This is a genomic window from Devosia lacusdianchii (assembly GCF_022429625.1).
Lineage (GTDB): Bacteria > Pseudomonadota > Alphaproteobacteria > Rhizobiales > Devosiaceae > Devosia > Devosia lacusdianchii.
Genome location: NZ_CP092483.1, coordinates 3,569,923 through 3,584,516, shown reverse-complemented (window position 1 = coordinate 3,584,516; position 14,594 = coordinate 3,569,923). Strand labels below are relative to the sequence as shown.

Sequence of the window (14,594 nt, the reverse complement as noted above, 5' to 3'; positions counted from 1 at the left end):
TATCGCGACGCCGCGCTTTGGGTCCCTGTCAGCCGCTTTCGGCGAACGGAAGTGGCAGAATGGGGCAAAGACCATTTCCAATGAGGATGCTCGAATGCGTTTGAATCTTGCTGGCGCCGTTGCTGTCGCCGGGCTGCTGCTGACCGGTGCCGCCCATGCCGAACGACTGACCGACAAGCCACTGGTGGATGCGGCCTGGCTGACCGAAAACCTCGGCAATGAAAGCCTCGTGGTGCTCGACATCCGCGACGTGGTGGAAGGCGTCGATGCCTATGCCGCCGGCCACGTGCCCGGCGCTGTTGCCGCCCGTTATTCGGAAGCCGGCTGGCGCACGACCGTCAACAATATTCCGGGCATGCTGCCGCCGGTCGAACAGATCGAGGCGAGCATTGCCGCGCTCGGGGTCAATGAAGACAGCCAGGTGGTGATCGTACCGGCCGGCACCAATGCGTCCGAGTTCGGCGGCGCGACCCGTGTCTACTGGACCTTCAAGGTGCTGGGCCACGACGCAGTGACCATTCTCGATGGTGGCTGGGCGGGCTGGACCAAGGCCAATGGCGAAGTTTCGACCGAGGTCGCGGCGGTGACGCCGGGTGACTTCAAGGCCGAGTTCCGCCCCGAGCTGCTGGCCGAGGTGGCCGAAGTCGAGGCGGCGATCGCCGGCGATGCCAACCTGGTCGACGCGCGCTCGGTGGCGCAGTTCATCGGCCAGGAAAAGACCAATACCGTGCAGACGCTGGGCCATATCCCGACCGCGGTGAACATCAATTTCGACAAGTTCTATGACGCACAGAACGCCTCGTTTGCCAGCCCCGAGACCATTGCCCAGCTTGCTGAGGCGGCCGGCGTCGGCGGCAAGTCGGACTTCATCGCCTTCTGCAATACCGGCCACCTGGCATCGATCGCCTGGTTCGGTCTGTCGGAAGTCGAGGGGCTGGAGAATGTGCGCCTCTATGACGGCTCGATGGCTGAGTGGACTGCCGATCCGGCGCGCCCTGTCGTCACCAACTGATCTGATTGTTATAGGTTGATCTGCCCGGGCTGGTTATGGCCCGGGCAGTGCTATTTTGTTTGGGGATACGATGACCGATATGACGGCCGGGCAATTGCGGCCCGTGGGTATTCCGCTCGATCGTGGACCGGTGCTGGTCGCCGGGCTGGGTATCGTCGCGGGCGCGCTGGTGATCTGGCAGCTTGTCGATCTGCGGCAGGCGGCTTTGTTCGTGATCGGCGCCTTGCTGGGGCTGACGCTCTATCACGCGTCGTTCGGCTTTACCGGCGGCTGGCGCCGGCTGGTGGCTGAAAGGCGCGGCAATGCGGTGCGGGCGCAGATGCTGATGATCGCCGTGGCGGCGGCGGTGTTCATTCCGCTGCTGACGCTGGGCAATCCCTTCGGGCAGCCGCTGGTGGGCGCGACGGCGCCGGTCGGCGTATCGGTGCTGTTTGGCGCAGCCCTGTTCGGACTGGGTATGCAATTGGGCGGCGGATGCGGCTCGGGCACGCTGTTTACGGTGGGCGGGGGCAGTGCCCGCATGCTGGTGACGCTAGTATTCTTCATCGTTGGGGCGCTGCTGGGTACGGCGCATCTGCCGTTCTGGCTGACGCAGCCCTCACTGCCGGCTATCAGCCTGGGGCAAAGCCTCGGTGTGCCGCTGGCGCTGGTCGTGACTTTTGCCGGCCTCGGCCTCGTGGCACTGGTGACGGTGTGGATCGAGCGGCGGGCGCATGGCGGGCTTGAGCAGGCCAAGGCGCCGGCCAATCGCGGCTGGGTGCGGCTGACGCGCGGACCATGGCCGCTGGTGGGCGCCGGGCTGGTCCTGGCCGGGCTCAATGTGCTGACGTTGCTGGTGGCGGGACATCCGTGGTCGATCACCTATGGCTTCGGCCTCTGGGGTGCCAAGATCGCGCAGGCGGTGGGCGTGCCGGTGGCAAGCTGGGAATTCTGGACCTGGCCGGCGCAGGCGCAGGCGCTGCAGGCGAGCGTGCTCGAAGACACGACATCGGTGATGGATTTCGGGCTGATCCTGGGCGCGGCGCTGGCGGCCGGATTGGCCGGCAAGTTCGCGCCCAAGGCGGCTTTGCCGTTCCTGTCGCTGCTGGCGGCGGCAATCGGCGGCGTGCTGATGGGCTATGGCGCGCGGCTGTCGTTCGGCTGCAATATCGGGGCCCTGTTCAGCGGCATCGCCTCGGGCAGCGTGCATGGCTGGCTGTGGTTTGCGGCGGCTTTTGTGGGCAGTTTTGGCGGCATCGCCTTGCGCCCGGTGTTCGGCCTGGATGGGTTCAAAGCCAAATGAGCGCGCGCAACACTCTTCTTTTCGGGGCGGCGGCATTGCTGGCAACGGCTGCGGTGGCGGCAGACCATGTGGCGGCCAATAGTCGTGCGCCGGCACCCGTGCCGGCGGCTGCGGCCGCCAATCCCTGCGCTGCGGGTAATCCGTGTGCCGCGGGCAATCCCTGCGCTGCTGGGGCACCGGCGGCGGTGGGCAATCCCTGCGCGGCGGGAGCACCGGCTCCGGTGGCTAGCCCCTGCGCGGCCAGCGCCCCTTGCGCCGCGGCGGCGCCTTGTGCTGCTGTGAACCCCTGCGCGGCCGGCGCGCAATAGGGGCTGACGTGACCGAGGACCAGCAAAGAGCCGCGCAGGAAATTGCCTTCTGCGAGGCTATTCTCGCCAAGTCGGGCGAGAACGTGTTGCGTGAAACGTTGCGCGACGCGCCGGTGGAGGCGTGGTCGCATTATCCCGCTGGCGATGTGTTCGACCCCAATAGCGGAGCGCAATGGTATTACCACTGCCATGTGCCGGCGGCAGATGGCGTCGAGCATGGGCATTTCCATTGCTTTGTGCGGCCGGAGGGAGCCAAGGGGCCGGTGCATCATGTAGTGGCGGTGGGCGTTGATGCGTTCGGGCGGCTGCACCGGCTGTTCACGGTCAACCAATGGGTGGTGGGCGACAATTGGCTGGCGGCCGAGCCGACGATTGCGCTGCTTGACAGGTTCGACGTGCAACTGGCCAAGCCGTCCTATCTGGTCAACCGCTGGCTGACGGCCGTGTTGCGGCGCTATGAAGGCGAGATTGCCGAGTTGATCCGGGAGCGCGATCGACGGCTGGACGCGCATGTGCCGCCTGAGGGTGTAACAGTGCGCGAGGATCGCGGGCTGGAGGTGACTTCGGCGCTGGTGATTGGGGCGGTAAACCCTCCGCGAGCTTGATCACCGCCAGGCCGCCCCATCATACGCGCCGTCACCACCCGACTTGTTCGGGGTGTCCAGTGTGAGCCGCGATACCGCTGGATTGCCCGGACAAGCCGGGCAATGACGATGGACGGAGAGTTGGTCGCGGCGATCAGGTGCCGCGTGTGAGCTATCCGTTCGCTTGGATGTTGCGGTGCGCAACGGACATGGATTCCGGCCTGCGCCGGAATGACATCGTGGGTGTTGAAGGTCTGGCCTCAGCTCGCCGCGATCAGCTCTCGTGTATAGTCCTGATGGACGTCGCGGCCGCGGAGCTGGGCCCGGCTCAGGGTTTCGACGGCCTTGGCATGCCTCATGACCATCAGGCGGTCGCACATGTAGGAAATCACCGCCATGTCGTGGCTGACGATGACGAAGGTCAGGTTCAGCTCGCGGCGAAGCTGGTTGAGCAGGTTGAGGATTTCGGCCTGGATGGAGACGTCGAGGGCTGAGGTGGGCTCGTCCAGCAGCAGCACTTTTGGATTGAGCGCCAAAGCGCGGGCGATGGCGACGCGCTGGCGCTGGCCGCCCGAGAGTTCGTGCGGGAAGCGGAAGCGGAACTGGCCGCCGAGGCCGATGAGGTCGAGCAATTCGACGGTGCGGGCTTCGGCATTCTCCATGCCATTGATGCGCATGGGTTCGGCGATGGCGTGGCCGATGACATAGCGCGGATGAAGCGAGGCATAGGGGTCCTGGAACACCATCTGGGCGCGGCGGGCCAGATCGGTGCGGCTGGTGGACTTAGTGTCCTGACCGCCGATCTTGATCGAGCCGGACCAATCGGGATTGAGCCCCATCATGGTGCGCAGAATGGTGGACTTGCCGGAGCCGGATTCGCCGACAAGGCCAAAGCTCTCGCCTGAGGCGACCGAGAAGCTGACATCATCGACTGCAACGGAAGGGCCGAAGCGGACGGTGAGGTGGTCGACTTCGATCATGGGCGAGCCTCCAGCCAGGCGGCGTCGCGCTTGAGCACCGGGAGCGGATCGAGCGGGCCGTCAATGGTGGGGAGGCACGCGAGCAGGCCCTGGGTATAGGGGTGGGTGGCCTCGTTGAGGCGGTCGGCCTTGAGGGTTTCGACGATGCGGCCGGCATACATGACGATGACGCGGTCGCAGAAACGGGAGACCAGGCGCAGGTCGTGGCTGATGAAGATCAGGCCCATGCCGCGGCGGGTGACCAGTTCGTCGAGGATCGCGAGGACCTGGGTCTGAACGGTGACGTCGAGGGCCGAGGTGGGTTCGTCGGCGATCAAGAGGTCGGGCTCCCGCACCACCATCATGGCGATCATGACGCGCTGGCCCATGCCGCCGGAGAGTTCGTGCGGATAGAGCGAGAAGACGCGTTCGGGGTCGCGGATATGGACGGCTTCGAGGATGGCGAGAGCCTGCTTGTAGGCGTCGCGCTTGGGGAGCTTGCGGTCGCCGATGCGGATGGCTTCGACGATCTGGAGGCCGACGCGCATCACCGGATTGAGCGAGAATTTGGGGTCCTGCATGATCATGCCCATGCGGCCACCGCGCAGCGAGCGGCGGAGGCGAGCGTTGGCGGTCGTCAGGTCGATGCCGTCGAAGGTCATCTTGTCGACGCTGATGCGAGCATAGCTGGGCAGGACGCCGAGGAGGGCGCGGCCGGTCAGGCTTTTGCCGGAACCAGACTCGCCAACAATGCCGAGCTTTTCGCGGCCGAGCGAGAGGTTCACGCCCCGCACGGCATCGGCATAGGAGCCGTCTTCGCGCGGGAACGCGATGTGGAGGTTGTCGATTTCGACGAGGTTCTGGCTCATCGGCGCTGCCTCAAATGGGGGTCGAGCAGGTCGCGCAGGGCATCACCAAGCAGGTTGAAGCCGAGGCTGACGATGAAGATGGCGAAGCCGGGCACGGTCGCCACCCACCACTGGTCGAAGATGAACTTGCGGCCGGTGGAAATCATCGCGCCCCATTCAGGCAGAGGCGGCTGGGCGCCGAGACCGATGAAGCCGAGACCGGCGGCGGTGAGAATGATGCCGGCCATGTCGAAGGTCATGCGGACGATGACCGAGGATATGCACATGGGCATGATGTGGAAGACGATGATGTGGAAGTCGGACGCGCCGGCCAGGCGGATGGCGTTGACGTAGTCCGAATTGCGCACCACCAGCGCCTCGGCCCGAGCGAGGCGGGCATAGGGTGGCCAGGCCGTCAGGGTGATGGCCAGGGCGGCGTTGACGATGCCGGGTCCGAGGGCGGCGACGAAGGCCAGCGCCAGCAGGAGCTTCGGGATGGCGAGGAACACGTCGGTGACGCGCATGAAGATACGATCGATCCAGCCGCCGTAATTGCCCGCTATGGCGCCGATGGCGAGGCCGACCGGGGCGGAGGTGACGATGACGAGACCAACGATCAGCAGGGTCAGGCGCGAGCCGTAGATCAGGCGGGAATAGATGTCGCGGCCGAGTTCGTCGGCGCCGAACCAATAGGTGGAGCTGGGGGCGGCGAGGCGATCGCCCAGAGCGGGCAGGTAGGGATCGTGGGTCGCCAGCAGTGGCGCGAAGGCGGCGCAGAGCAGCAGGGCGATGACGATGAACAGGCCCACCATGCCCAGCGGATTGCGGGCAAAGCGGCGGGCGAAGCTCTTGAACTCGGCAATGCGCGCGGCGCGCAGGGCGCGGCGGGGATTGGCGATGGGGTCGGTCGCGAGGGTCATGGGAGAAATCCTAGCGCGCGCGCGGGTCGAGGGTGCGGTAGAGCACATCCGACAGCATGTTGAGGAAGACGAAGACGGCGCCGACCAGCAGGGTGCCGCCGAGGACGGCGTTCATGTCGGCGGCGAAGAGCGAGCTATAGAGGTAGTTCCCGATGCCGGGCCAGGAGAAGATGGTCTCGATCAGCACCGAGCCTTCGAGCAGGCCGCCATAGGAGAGGGCAATGACGGTGACGAGCGGGATGGCGGCGTTGCGCAAAGCGTGGCCGGTGACGACTCGGAATTCGCTGGCTCCTTTGAGCCGTGCCGCGAGGACGTATTCGCGGCTGAGCTGATCGAGCATGACCGAGCGGGTCATGCGCGAGATATAGGCAAGGCTGTAATAGCCGAGCAGCAGAGCCGGCAGGATCATGTGGCTGATGGCGTTGAAGAAGATTTCCCACTCGCCCGCTATCGCGGAGTCGATGAGGATCGAGCCGGTGACGCGGTCGACTATGCCGACATAGAAGACGTCGAGCTGGCCGGGGCCGGCGACCCAGCCGAGCTTGTAGTAAAAGAGGAAGAGTCCGACGAGGCCGAGCCAGAAGACCGGCACGGAATAGCCGATGAGGCCGACAATGCGGATCAGGTGATCGGGCCATTTTTCGTGCCAATAGGCCGAGGCCACACCCATGGGGACGCCGAGGAGCACGCCGAGCAACAATCCGATGGTGGAGAGCTCAAGCGTGGCCGGGAAGAAATTCATGAGGTCGGTGAGGACCGGGCGCGACGTGGCAAAGGACGTGCCGAAGTCGCCGCGCAGAAGCTTGGTGATGTAGTCCCAGAACTGCACCCAGACGGGCTTATCGAGTCCAAGCTCGAGGAAGACGCGGTCATAGACTTCCTGCGGGGCCTTTTCGCCGACGATCTTAAGCACCGGATCGATGGGCAGCACGCGGCCAATGAAGAAGGTCAGCGCTGCCAGGCCCAGTAGCGTGATGGCCACGGTGAGCAGCCAGGAGGCGAGGCCGGTGATGAGGCGCAGTGGTCGGGCAGGTGAGTTCAAGCGGTATGGCCTAGCTGCGTTGGGACGGTGCATTGATATTTCTGGCGGTGGCTCGATCAGGTCGCTTCACCGGACGGTACCTCCCCCTCGACGGGGGAGGCTAGGAGGGGGTGTTGAGAGCCACGATCTGCATCGTGGCCAACCGTCCCCCACCCTTGATCCCTCCCCGCAAGGGGGAGGGAGACGACTTAGACATAGGGGTGGACTATTCCTTGGTCACGGCGCCGTAGCGGTCATCCGAGAAGGTGATGCCGAGGACGACACCCTTGACGTTGGAACGCATGGCAACCTTGCGGCTGTCCTGGAACATGTAGACGAAGGGCGAGCTGTCGGTATGGGCGCGCTGGATGGCGTCATACTGGGCCTTGCGGGCTTCGACATCCTGCTCCTGCACCGCGGCAAGAACCTGGTCGGACAGCGGGCCGGAATTCCAGCCGAAGCGGTCGGCGAGATTGCCCTTGCTGCCTTCCGGATCAACGGGATCGTTGACCGTGAAAGCCTTGGCGTTGGAATGGGGATCTGGATAGTCCGGACCCCAGAGACCGAACCAGATGTCGAGGTCGTGGCTGCGGTAGCGGTCGAGCCACTGGCCGCCGTCAACGACCTGGAGGTCGAGCTCGATACCGGCCAGCGCCATGGTCGCCTGAACGGCCTGGGCATATTCGGTATAGGGCGGGACGTTCCAGACGACGGTTTCGAGCTTGATCGGCAGGGCAACGCCGGCCTCGGCGATGAGGGCTTTGGCCTTCTCGACGTCGAGCGAATAGGGGTTGTAGTCGATATTGCCGCCCAGGAACCCGTCGGGGATCATGGTCTGGTGCACCTTGACGGTACCGCGGCCGATGGAGTCGGCAATGCCCTGGTAATCGACCAGGTACTTCATGGCCTCGACAACCTTGGGGTTGGAGAGGGCTTCGTTGCGGACGTTCAGGCCGAAATAATAGATGGTCGAGGAATTGCCTTCCATGATCGACACATCGGGATTGGCCGAGACCGCGCCGATATCATCGGGGCCAAGCTTGTTGGCGATGTCGATGTCGCCCTTTTCCAGCGCCAGGCGCTGGGTGGCGCTTTCAGGCATATGCTGGAGGAAGATGCGCTCGACGCCGGGAGCGGTGCCCCAGTAGTTCTCGTTGCGCGAGAGCAGGATCGAGACCTTTGGATCCCACTTGGTCAGGACATAGGGGCCCGAACCGGCGGAATTCTCGCTCTTGAGCCAGGCATTGCCATAGTCATTGGTGCCTTCGGCCGTGAGGCCTTCATGCTGCTTGACCAGCACGGAGTCGACGATGCCGCCGGTAAAGGACGAAAGCACGTAGAGCACGAAGCTGGGGGCGTATTTCTGGTCGACCTGGATGACGAGGGTGGAGTCGTCGGTCGCCTTGATGTTTTCCTCGACGTTTTCGGCGGTGAGGCCGAACTGGGTCAGGATGAACGAGATACGGCTATTGATCAGAATGACGCGGCGCAGCGAATATTCGGCGTCGTGGGCGGTCACCGGATTGCCGGAGGCGAACTTGGCGGCCGGGTTCATCTTGAAGGTGAAAGTCTTGCCGTCTTCCGACACGGTCCAGCTTTCGGCGAGGACGCCGTAAATCTTGGTGGCGTCGGCCGGGTCGAAGCTGACCAGCGGCTGATAGATCTGCTGGCTGGCGAGCACGCCGCCAACTTCACTGACTTCACCCGGATCGAGGGTGATGATGTCGTCGATCGCGTCGGCGATGACGAGCGTATTGGCAGGCGTCGCGGCCATGGCGCCGGTCGCGGTCATGACCGCTCCCAATGCAACGGCTGCGAGCGTCTTGAACAGGCGCATGGCAGTCTCCCTGGTTAAGTTTTTGAGGTTTTTTGACATCATCGGTCACTGATCCCCTGGAAAGTGAAGATCAGGGCGGCGATGGGCAAAAGGCTGGCAATCCGGTCGAGCGTGGACGGCGTGAAGGTGCCGGTATTGCCCAGCAGCGCCACGACGCCGCGCGTCTCGCCTGATATGACGATGGGAAAGCACGAGCAGGCGCCATAGCCCATGGCGACCAGCCCGTCGGTTTCCGGAATAAAGGCGGCCATCTCGGCGACGGTGTTGCCGATCACGGGCAGCTTGTCGCCCAGGATGCGGCGGTTCCAGGGGCCGTCGTCGACCGGGTCGACATTGCCCACCGGAAAGTCCACCGGGTTCGAGGTGCCGATCCGATGCGTGACGCTCTTGTCGGGCGCCGTGGCGATGAACGTCGCGGTGCGGATGCCGGGCAAGGCGGTGAAGAGATCTGACAGCACGGCGATGAGCTGTTGCGGGCCGGCGGCCAGCGCCTGGCTCAATCTTGCGGCGGTGGGGTGATCGACAACGGTCATTCGGGGAAGAGCTGCATGGTGCCGACCCATAGCTCGACGGCGGTTTCCTCGCCGATATTGTCACCACGGTGAGGTTTGCGGGAATCGAAGTGCAGCGTGTCGCCGGCACTGAGAAGGTAGGTCTGCCCGTCAACCTCGTAGCGCATGTTGCCGCTGACCAGGTAGACGAAGTCCTCGCCCTCGTGGCGCATCATTTCGGACCGATGACCTGGGGGCACGTGGGACAGGCAGGCATTGAGCTTGGCCTCGGGGAAGCCGCGCTCGAGGAATTCGTAGAAGCGCGCCGTGCCGCCGACCTTATAGGTCTGGCGCTGGCCGGAATGGCTGACGGCGCTGTGGGTGCGCTGCGGCGCCCGTGAGACGAAGTAATCGACCGAGGTCTCGAGGGCGGTGGCGACGTTGTAGAGCGAGGCGAGCGAGGGCGTGGAAATGCCGCGTTCGATCTGGGAAATGAAGCCGACGGTCAGGCCGGACTCGGACGCGACCTGCTGGAGCGTCTTGCCGATCTGCTTGCGGCGATTGCGCAGACGCTGGCCCAATGTCGGGTCAACCGAGGCCTCAATGGGCCGCGCCACAGTTTCGCGATCGATGGTCAGATCCGGCAATGCCTGGCACCAGGGTGAAGAATTTTAGCCAGACTAAATTATGACCGAACTTTGTCAATGTGGATTCAGTCTGGCGACAGCGGTGGGAGCAGCCGTGCCCGCCGTGCTCGCAGTCGTCTCCCTCCCCCCTGTGGGGAGGGATCAAGGGTGGGGGTGTCCCGGGCGCTGAGTTTGCGGAACCATACCCCCACCCTGCTCGATGGACGGACCTAGCTGACGCTAAGTCCTATCTCGCTTCCCTCCCCACAAGGGGGAGGGAGTCCGACTGAAAGATCTGCGCGGTATTATCAGCTCTTCGACAGTTCCCAGACGATGGTGCGTTCGAGGGCCTCGCGCTCGGTTAGCAGTTCGGTGAAGCCGAGTTCGGCGCGGATGCGGGTGCTGTCGAGTGTCAGGGGGTAGCGCAGGTCGGAAGCGCTGGCGCGGTCGGCCATGATGGCATTGGCATCGGGCGGCAGGATGACGATTTCAGGGTCGAGACCCATGGTTCGGAGGATGGTTTCGGCCCATTGCCGGACGGTCTTGTCGGTCGGCTGTGCGGCATTGTAGGTGCGGCCAGCGGCGGCGGGGTGAGTGGCGGCGAGAGCCAAGGCGTCGGCCATGTCGTCGATATAGCCGTAGGAATTAAGCCAGTCCGCCACTCGTTCGTCGATGGCGAAGGGCCGGTTGGCAGCGTTGTGGATGGTCCAGGCGAAGCGGTGCTGCTTGTCGAGCGGGCCGAAGATCATCGGCAGGCGGAGGATTGTACTGGGGAAGCGGCTATCGGCGCGGGCAGCGTCTTCGATCGGAATCTTGTCGTAGTCTTCGAACAGATCGTCCTCGACGCCCTTGGGGCGGCGGGAATTGCCGCGATAGGGGTAGCGCAGATTGCGCAACGGGGAATCCTCGGTGGCCGGCTCGGGGCGGATGGCGGGCGACCCCTTTTTGAGCAGACCCTCATAGTTGGAATAGACGTCGGTGGAGCTGACCAGCACATAGCGGCAGCCGATCTGGGCGACGGCATCGAGCACCGGCTGCGTGTTGCGCAGGCTGAGGGTAAAGATATCGACGACGGCTTCGGCCTTGTGCTCGCGCAGAAGCTGCGTGATGGCTGACGTGTCCATGCGATCGGCCTGGGCGAAGCGGGCGCCGGCGGGTAGATCGACCGGTTCGCGGCCCCGGGCTATTGCCAGCACGTCATGGCCGCGCGCGATGAGGCGATGGGCTACGGCCGTACCGAGAAATCCGGTGCCGCCGATGATGGCTATGGTCATTGCTATCTCCCTCGAATGGAGCGGGTCTGTCATATCGGCTGCATGGGGTAAAGCCGGCGATTGACACTCCGGCTCATATGATCAATCTTGTATGGAAGATGTAACCGGCCGGTTCGGCCTACTACCCAGCAGCACAATATGTCCAAGAAATTCGCTATCGTCGGTACCGGCGGGCGCCACCAGATGTTCCGTGATGCGGTGGCCATCACCCATGCCGAAAGCGCCGAATTGGTGGCCCTGTGCGACGTCAACCAGAGCCGGTTGGCGCTCAGCGCCAACAAGGTGCCCGATCGCACCGGCAATGGTATCGCCACCTACCTGGCCGAAGATTTCGACCGGATGATCGCCGAGCAGGATCCCGATACAGTCATTGTGACCGTGCCGGATTATCTGCATGACGAATACATCGTGCGGTCGTTGCGGTCCGGGCGGAACGTGATGACCGAGAAGCCGATGACCATCGATGTGACCAGGCTCAAGCGCATTCTCGATGCGCAGCGGGAAACTGGCAAATCCGTGACGGTCACGTTCAACTATCGCTATTCGCCGGCCCGCACGCAGCTCAAGGACATCCTGATGAGCGGCACGATCGGGGAGATCACCGCGATCGATTTCCGCTGGTATCTCGACCGGGTGCATGGCGCCGACTATTTCCGGCGCTGGCACCGCTACAAGGACAAGTCCGGTGGGCTGCTGGTGCATAAATCCACGCACCATTTCGACCTGTTGAACTGGTGGGCGGCATCGACGCCCAAGAGCGTTTCGGCGACCGGCAAGCGGGACTTCTATACGCCGGAAATGGCGATCAAGCTGGGGCTGGAAGGGCATGGCGAGCGTTGTCACACCTGCCCGGTGGCCAGTCGTTGCGATTTCTTCATGGATCTCGAAGCCGATGAGCCGCTGAAAGAGCTCTATCTCGATGCCGAGGATGATGACGGCTACTGGCGCGACAAATGCGTTTTTGCCGACGACATCACCATCGAGGATACGATGCAGGTGCAGGCGCAATATGCGTCGGGGGCATCGCTGAACTATACGCTCGTCGCCTATTCGCCCTGGGAAGGGCTGGAGGTGAAGTTCCATGGCACAAAGGGTGAGCTGACGCACAAGCATATCGAGGTGCATGGCGTGTTTGCCGGCGGCGAGCGCGACAAGGAAGAGCGCCACAACATGACCACCGAGCTGCATCTGGCGGGCGGGCTGCCGGAGCAACTCACGGTGTGGGAGGGCAAGGGCAGCCATGGCGGGGCGGATCCGATCATGCTGGGCTATCTGTTCGACCCCGAGGGCATGGAGGCGGACAAGTATGGGCGGGCGTCGGATCAGGTGGCCGGCGCGTGGTCGATCCTGACCGGGATCGCGGCGAACCAGTCGATTGCTCGGAATGGGGAGCGGGTGTCTGTCGATGAGATGCTGCAGGCGGCGGGGATAGAGCTGTAGGCCCCAGAATCCTGTGGAATGCCCGCATTCTGGGGAGGCGCGGGACGGCATAACCGGCCCATGGTCCGGAAAGGGGAATCAGAAGGAATGCTGCCAGCGTGCTCGAAGTGACCGAGGAGACCATGGCGCTGCGCGTGGTCGGCGCGCTGCGCGACGAGATCGTCACCATGGCGCTCAAGCCCGGCGACGTGATCTCCGAGAGCGATATTGCCGGCCGCTATGGCGTGTCGCGCCAGCCGGTGCGCGAGGCTTTCATCCGCCTGGCGCAGCAGGGATTGCTGCTGATCCGGCCCAAGCGGGCCACGGTGGTCAAGAAAATCTCGCCCGAGGGCGTACGCCAGTCGCGCTTTATCCGTGAGTCCATCGAGGTGGAGATCATCCGGCGCGTGGCGGGCAAGTCGGGCCCAGATGTGGCTGACGTGCTGGCCGAGCTGATCGCCGAGCAGGAACGCGCCTCGGCGGCGGATGATACGCGCGGTTTCCATACGCTCGATGAGCTATTCCACCGTACCCTGGCGCGGTTGGCGGGCGTCGAATATGCCTGGCAACTGATCGACGATCACAAGATGCAGCTCGACCGGGTACGGTATCTGACGCTGGGCGTATCGTCGTCGCAGCGGGCCATCAGCGAGCACAAGCTGATCGCGGCGGCTGTGGGCAAGGGCGACGTGGACGGCGCCGAGGCGGCGATGCGGGCCCACCTGGCACGGGCCGAGGTGCTGCTGAGCCAGACGATCGCCGATTTCCCCGATTATTTCGAATGACCGGCGCCCTTGCGGGGGCGGCGGCATCGGGGCTATGCCCGTCTCACTAACGTGGAGGAAACGGCATGAAAACGCGGCGCTTGGGAAAGACGGGCTTTGAGGTTTCCGAGATCGGTCTCGGGTGCTGGCAGCTGGGCGGCGATTTCGGGCCCGTGGGCGACGACACAGCCAAGGCCATCCTCGACGCCGCCAACGATGCCGGGGTCAGTTTCTGGGATACGGCGGACGTCTATGGTGGTGGGCTGAGCGAGAGCCGGATCGGCGCACATGCCAAGCCGGCGGGTCTCAAGGTCGCGACCAAGGTGGGGCGCTCGGGGGCGTTGTTTCCCGATAAGTTCAGCAAGGATGGGGTGCGAGCGAGCCTTCTGGGTTCGGCGCAGCGGCTGGGCGTTGCGAGCCTCAATCTGGCGCAGCTGCATTGCGTGCCGACCGAGGTGCTGCGCGACGGCGCGATCTTCGGCTGGATGGACGAGCTGCGGGACGAGGGGCTGGTCAGGAACTGGGGCGCCAGCGTCGAGACCATCGAGGAAGGCATGATCTGCCTCGAACAGCCGGGCTGCGCGACGCTGCAGATCATCTTCAACCTATTCCGGCAGGACGCGGCGGCGGAGCTATTGCCACAGGCGGCGGAGAAGGATGTTGGCATCATCGTGCGGCTGCCGCTGGCGAGTGGGTTGCTGAGCGGGAAATACGACAAGGCGACGCGGTTCGATGCGTCTGACCATCGCAATTACAATGCCGACGGACAGGCGTTTTCGGTCGGCGAGACGTTTTCGGGAATTCCGTTCGAGCGCGGCGTGGAATTGGTGGGCGAGTTGCGCGGATTGGCGCCAGAGGCGCTGCCGATGAGCCAGTTCGCTTTGCGCTGGATTCTGGACCATCCGCAGGTGTCGACGATCATTGCTGGCGTCAGCAAGCCGGCGCAGATGGCTGATAATGTCGCCGCGAGCGAGCAGAAGAGCCTGTTTCCGGCGCTGATGGGGCGGCTGAGCGAGTGGTATGAGAAGGATGTGAAGCCGGAGATCCGGGGCGGAGTGTAGTTGTGCTGTATGCCTCCCAACCCCGGATCAAGTCCGAGGGAAGCGACTGTGGGTGGGTGGGATTTGGCAGCTGGCTGCCGCGCAGGAATTGAAGAGCCCTCGGGCCAAGCCCGAGGGTGACGGCTGGTGGTAAAACGGCCAGTAGCGTCCGGTGGGTTATCGATTATCCGAACTATGTCTGGCCTTGG

General features: G+C 64.1%; 14 protein-coding genes. 6 read left to right on the top strand and 8 right to left on the bottom strand.

The window, feature by feature from the left end:
* Positions 1 to 94 precede the first annotated feature (94 nt).
* The 3 genes from MF606_RS17650 to MF606_RS17640 all read left to right on the top strand — a co-directional run bounded on the left by MF606_RS17650 (position 95) and on the right by MF606_RS17640 (position 3,207).
* A complete protein-coding gene (locus tag MF606_RS17650; RefSeq protein ID WP_240230641.1) occupies positions 95 to 1,012 on the top strand; it encodes a sulfurtransferase in 918 nt (305 codons plus the stop codon).
* A 70-nt stretch (positions 1,013 to 1,082) separates the two neighbouring features.
* Entirely contained in the window at positions 1,083 to 2,294 is a 1,212-nt protein-coding gene (locus MF606_RS17645) for a YeeE/YedE family protein (RefSeq protein WP_240230640.1), read from the top strand.
* Positions 2,295 to 2,610: 316 nt separating this feature from the next.
* Positions 2,611 to 3,207: a DUF6969 family protein gene (locus MF606_RS17640; protein ID WP_240230639.1), complete on the top strand. Its 597-nt coding sequence runs from the start codon at positions 2,611 to 2,613 to the stop codon at positions 3,205 to 3,207.
* A 239-nt stretch (positions 3,208 to 3,446) separates the two neighbouring features.
* On the opposite strand, the gene MF606_RS17635 is transcribed toward MF606_RS17640, so the two are convergent.
* The 8 genes from MF606_RS17635 to MF606_RS17600 all read right to left on the bottom strand — a co-directional run bounded on the left by MF606_RS17635 (position 3,447) and on the right by MF606_RS17600 (position 11,162).
* The gene (locus MF606_RS17635; RefSeq protein ID WP_240230638.1) at positions 3,447 to 4,166 is read right to left on the bottom strand and encodes an ABC transporter ATP-binding protein; all 720 of its coding nucleotides are present in this window, start codon (positions 4,164 to 4,166) and stop codon (positions 3,447 to 3,449) included.
* Positions 4,163 to 5,014 (bottom strand): ABC transporter ATP-binding protein, encoded by an 852-nt coding sequence (locus tag MF606_RS17630; RefSeq protein WP_240230637.1) that lies wholly within the window; start codon positions 5,012 to 5,014, stop codon positions 4,163 to 4,165. Before MF606_RS17630 ends, MF606_RS17635 begins: the two co-directional genes overlap by 4 nt.
* Positions 5,011 to 5,913, bottom strand: a complete 903-nt coding sequence (locus tag MF606_RS17625; RefSeq protein WP_275693099.1) for an ABC transporter permease — start codon at positions 5,911 to 5,913, stop codon at positions 5,011 to 5,013. The genes MF606_RS17630 and MF606_RS17625 overlap by 4 nt, the downstream gene beginning before the upstream one ends.
* 10 nt (positions 5,914 to 5,923) lie before the next feature.
* Positions 5,924 to 6,988: an ABC transporter permease gene (locus MF606_RS17620; protein ID WP_420842219.1), complete on the bottom strand. Its 1,065-nt coding sequence runs from the start codon at positions 6,986 to 6,988 to the stop codon at positions 5,924 to 5,926.
* A 172-nt stretch (positions 6,989 to 7,160) separates the two neighbouring features.
* On the bottom strand, positions 7,161 to 8,771 hold the full coding sequence (locus MF606_RS17615; RefSeq protein WP_240230635.1) for an ABC transporter substrate-binding protein: 1,611 nt from the start codon (positions 8,769 to 8,771) through the stop codon (positions 7,161 to 7,163).
* Between the two features lie 38 nt (positions 8,772 to 8,809).
* Positions 8,810 to 9,304, bottom strand: coding sequence for a hypothetical protein (locus tag MF606_RS17610; RefSeq protein WP_240230634.1), 495 nt, complete (start codon positions 9,302 to 9,304; stop codon positions 8,810 to 8,812).
* Positions 9,301 to 9,909 (bottom strand): helix-turn-helix domain-containing protein, encoded by a 609-nt coding sequence (locus tag MF606_RS17605; RefSeq protein WP_240230633.1) that lies wholly within the window; start codon positions 9,907 to 9,909, stop codon positions 9,301 to 9,303. Before MF606_RS17605 ends, MF606_RS17610 begins: the two co-directional genes overlap by 4 nt.
* 287 nt (positions 9,910 to 10,196) lie before the next feature.
* Entirely contained in the window at positions 10,197 to 11,162 is a 966-nt protein-coding gene (locus MF606_RS17600; protein ID WP_240230632.1) for an NAD-dependent epimerase/dehydratase family protein, read from the bottom strand.
* Positions 11,163 to 11,300: 138 nt separating this feature from the next.
* Here MF606_RS17600 and MF606_RS17595 point away from each other — a divergent pair, with 138 nt between their 5' ends.
* The 3 genes from MF606_RS17595 to MF606_RS17585 all read left to right on the top strand — a co-directional run bounded on the left by MF606_RS17595 (position 11,301) and on the right by MF606_RS17585 (position 14,406).
* The gene (locus MF606_RS17595) at positions 11,301 to 12,602 is read left to right on the top strand and encodes a Gfo/Idh/MocA family protein (protein WP_240230631.1); all 1,302 of its coding nucleotides are present in this window, start codon (positions 11,301 to 11,303) and stop codon (positions 12,600 to 12,602) included.
* A 98-nt stretch (positions 12,603 to 12,700) separates the two neighbouring features.
* Positions 12,701 to 13,366: a GntR family transcriptional regulator gene (locus tag MF606_RS17590; RefSeq protein WP_240230630.1), complete on the top strand. Its 666-nt coding sequence runs from the start codon at positions 12,701 to 12,703 to the stop codon at positions 13,364 to 13,366.
* Between the two features lie 65 nt (positions 13,367 to 13,431).
* Positions 13,432 to 14,406, top strand: a complete 975-nt coding sequence (locus tag MF606_RS17585) for an aldo/keto reductase (protein WP_240230629.1) — start codon at positions 13,432 to 13,434, stop codon at positions 14,404 to 14,406.
* Positions 14,407 to 14,594: the final 188 nt, after the last annotated feature.

Coding starts and splice junctions, on each gene's coding strand:
- MF606_RS17645 (WP_240230640.1), top strand. CDS start 1,083: ATGACCGATATGACGGCCGGGCAATTGCGGCCCGTGGGTATTCCGCTC.
- MF606_RS17595 (WP_240230631.1), top strand. CDS start 11,301: ATGTCCAAGAAATTCGCTATCGTCGGTACCGGCGGGCGCCACCAGATG.
- MF606_RS17585 (WP_240230629.1), top strand. CDS start 13,432: ATGAAAACGCGGCGCTTGGGAAAGACGGGCTTTGAGGTTTCCGAGATC.
- MF606_RS17630 (WP_240230637.1), bottom strand. CDS start 5,014: ATGAGCCAGAACCTCGTCGAAATCGACAACCTCCACATCGCGTTCCCG.
- MF606_RS17610 (WP_240230634.1), bottom strand. CDS start 9,304: ATGACCGTTGTCGATCACCCCACCGCCGCAAGATTGAGCCAGGCGCTG.
- MF606_RS17615 (WP_240230635.1), bottom strand. CDS start 8,771: ATGCGCCTGTTCAAGACGCTCGCAGCCGTTGCATTGGGAGCGGTCATG.
- MF606_RS17625 (WP_275693099.1), bottom strand. CDS start 5,913: ATGACCCTCGCGACCGACCCCATCGCCAATCCCCGCCGCGCCCTGCGC.
- MF606_RS17650 (WP_240230641.1), top strand. CDS start 95: ATGCGTTTGAATCTTGCTGGCGCCGTTGCTGTCGCCGGGCTGCTGCTG.
- MF606_RS17635 (WP_240230638.1), bottom strand. CDS start 4,166: ATGATCGAAGTCGACCACCTCACCGTCCGCTTCGGCCCTTCCGTTGCA.
- MF606_RS17620 (WP_420842219.1), bottom strand. CDS start 6,988: ATGCACCGTCCCAACGCAGCTAGGCCATACCGCTTGAACTCACCTGCC.
- MF606_RS17600 (WP_240230632.1), bottom strand. CDS start 11,162: ATGACCATAGCCATCATCGGCGGCACCGGATTTCTCGGTACGGCCGTA.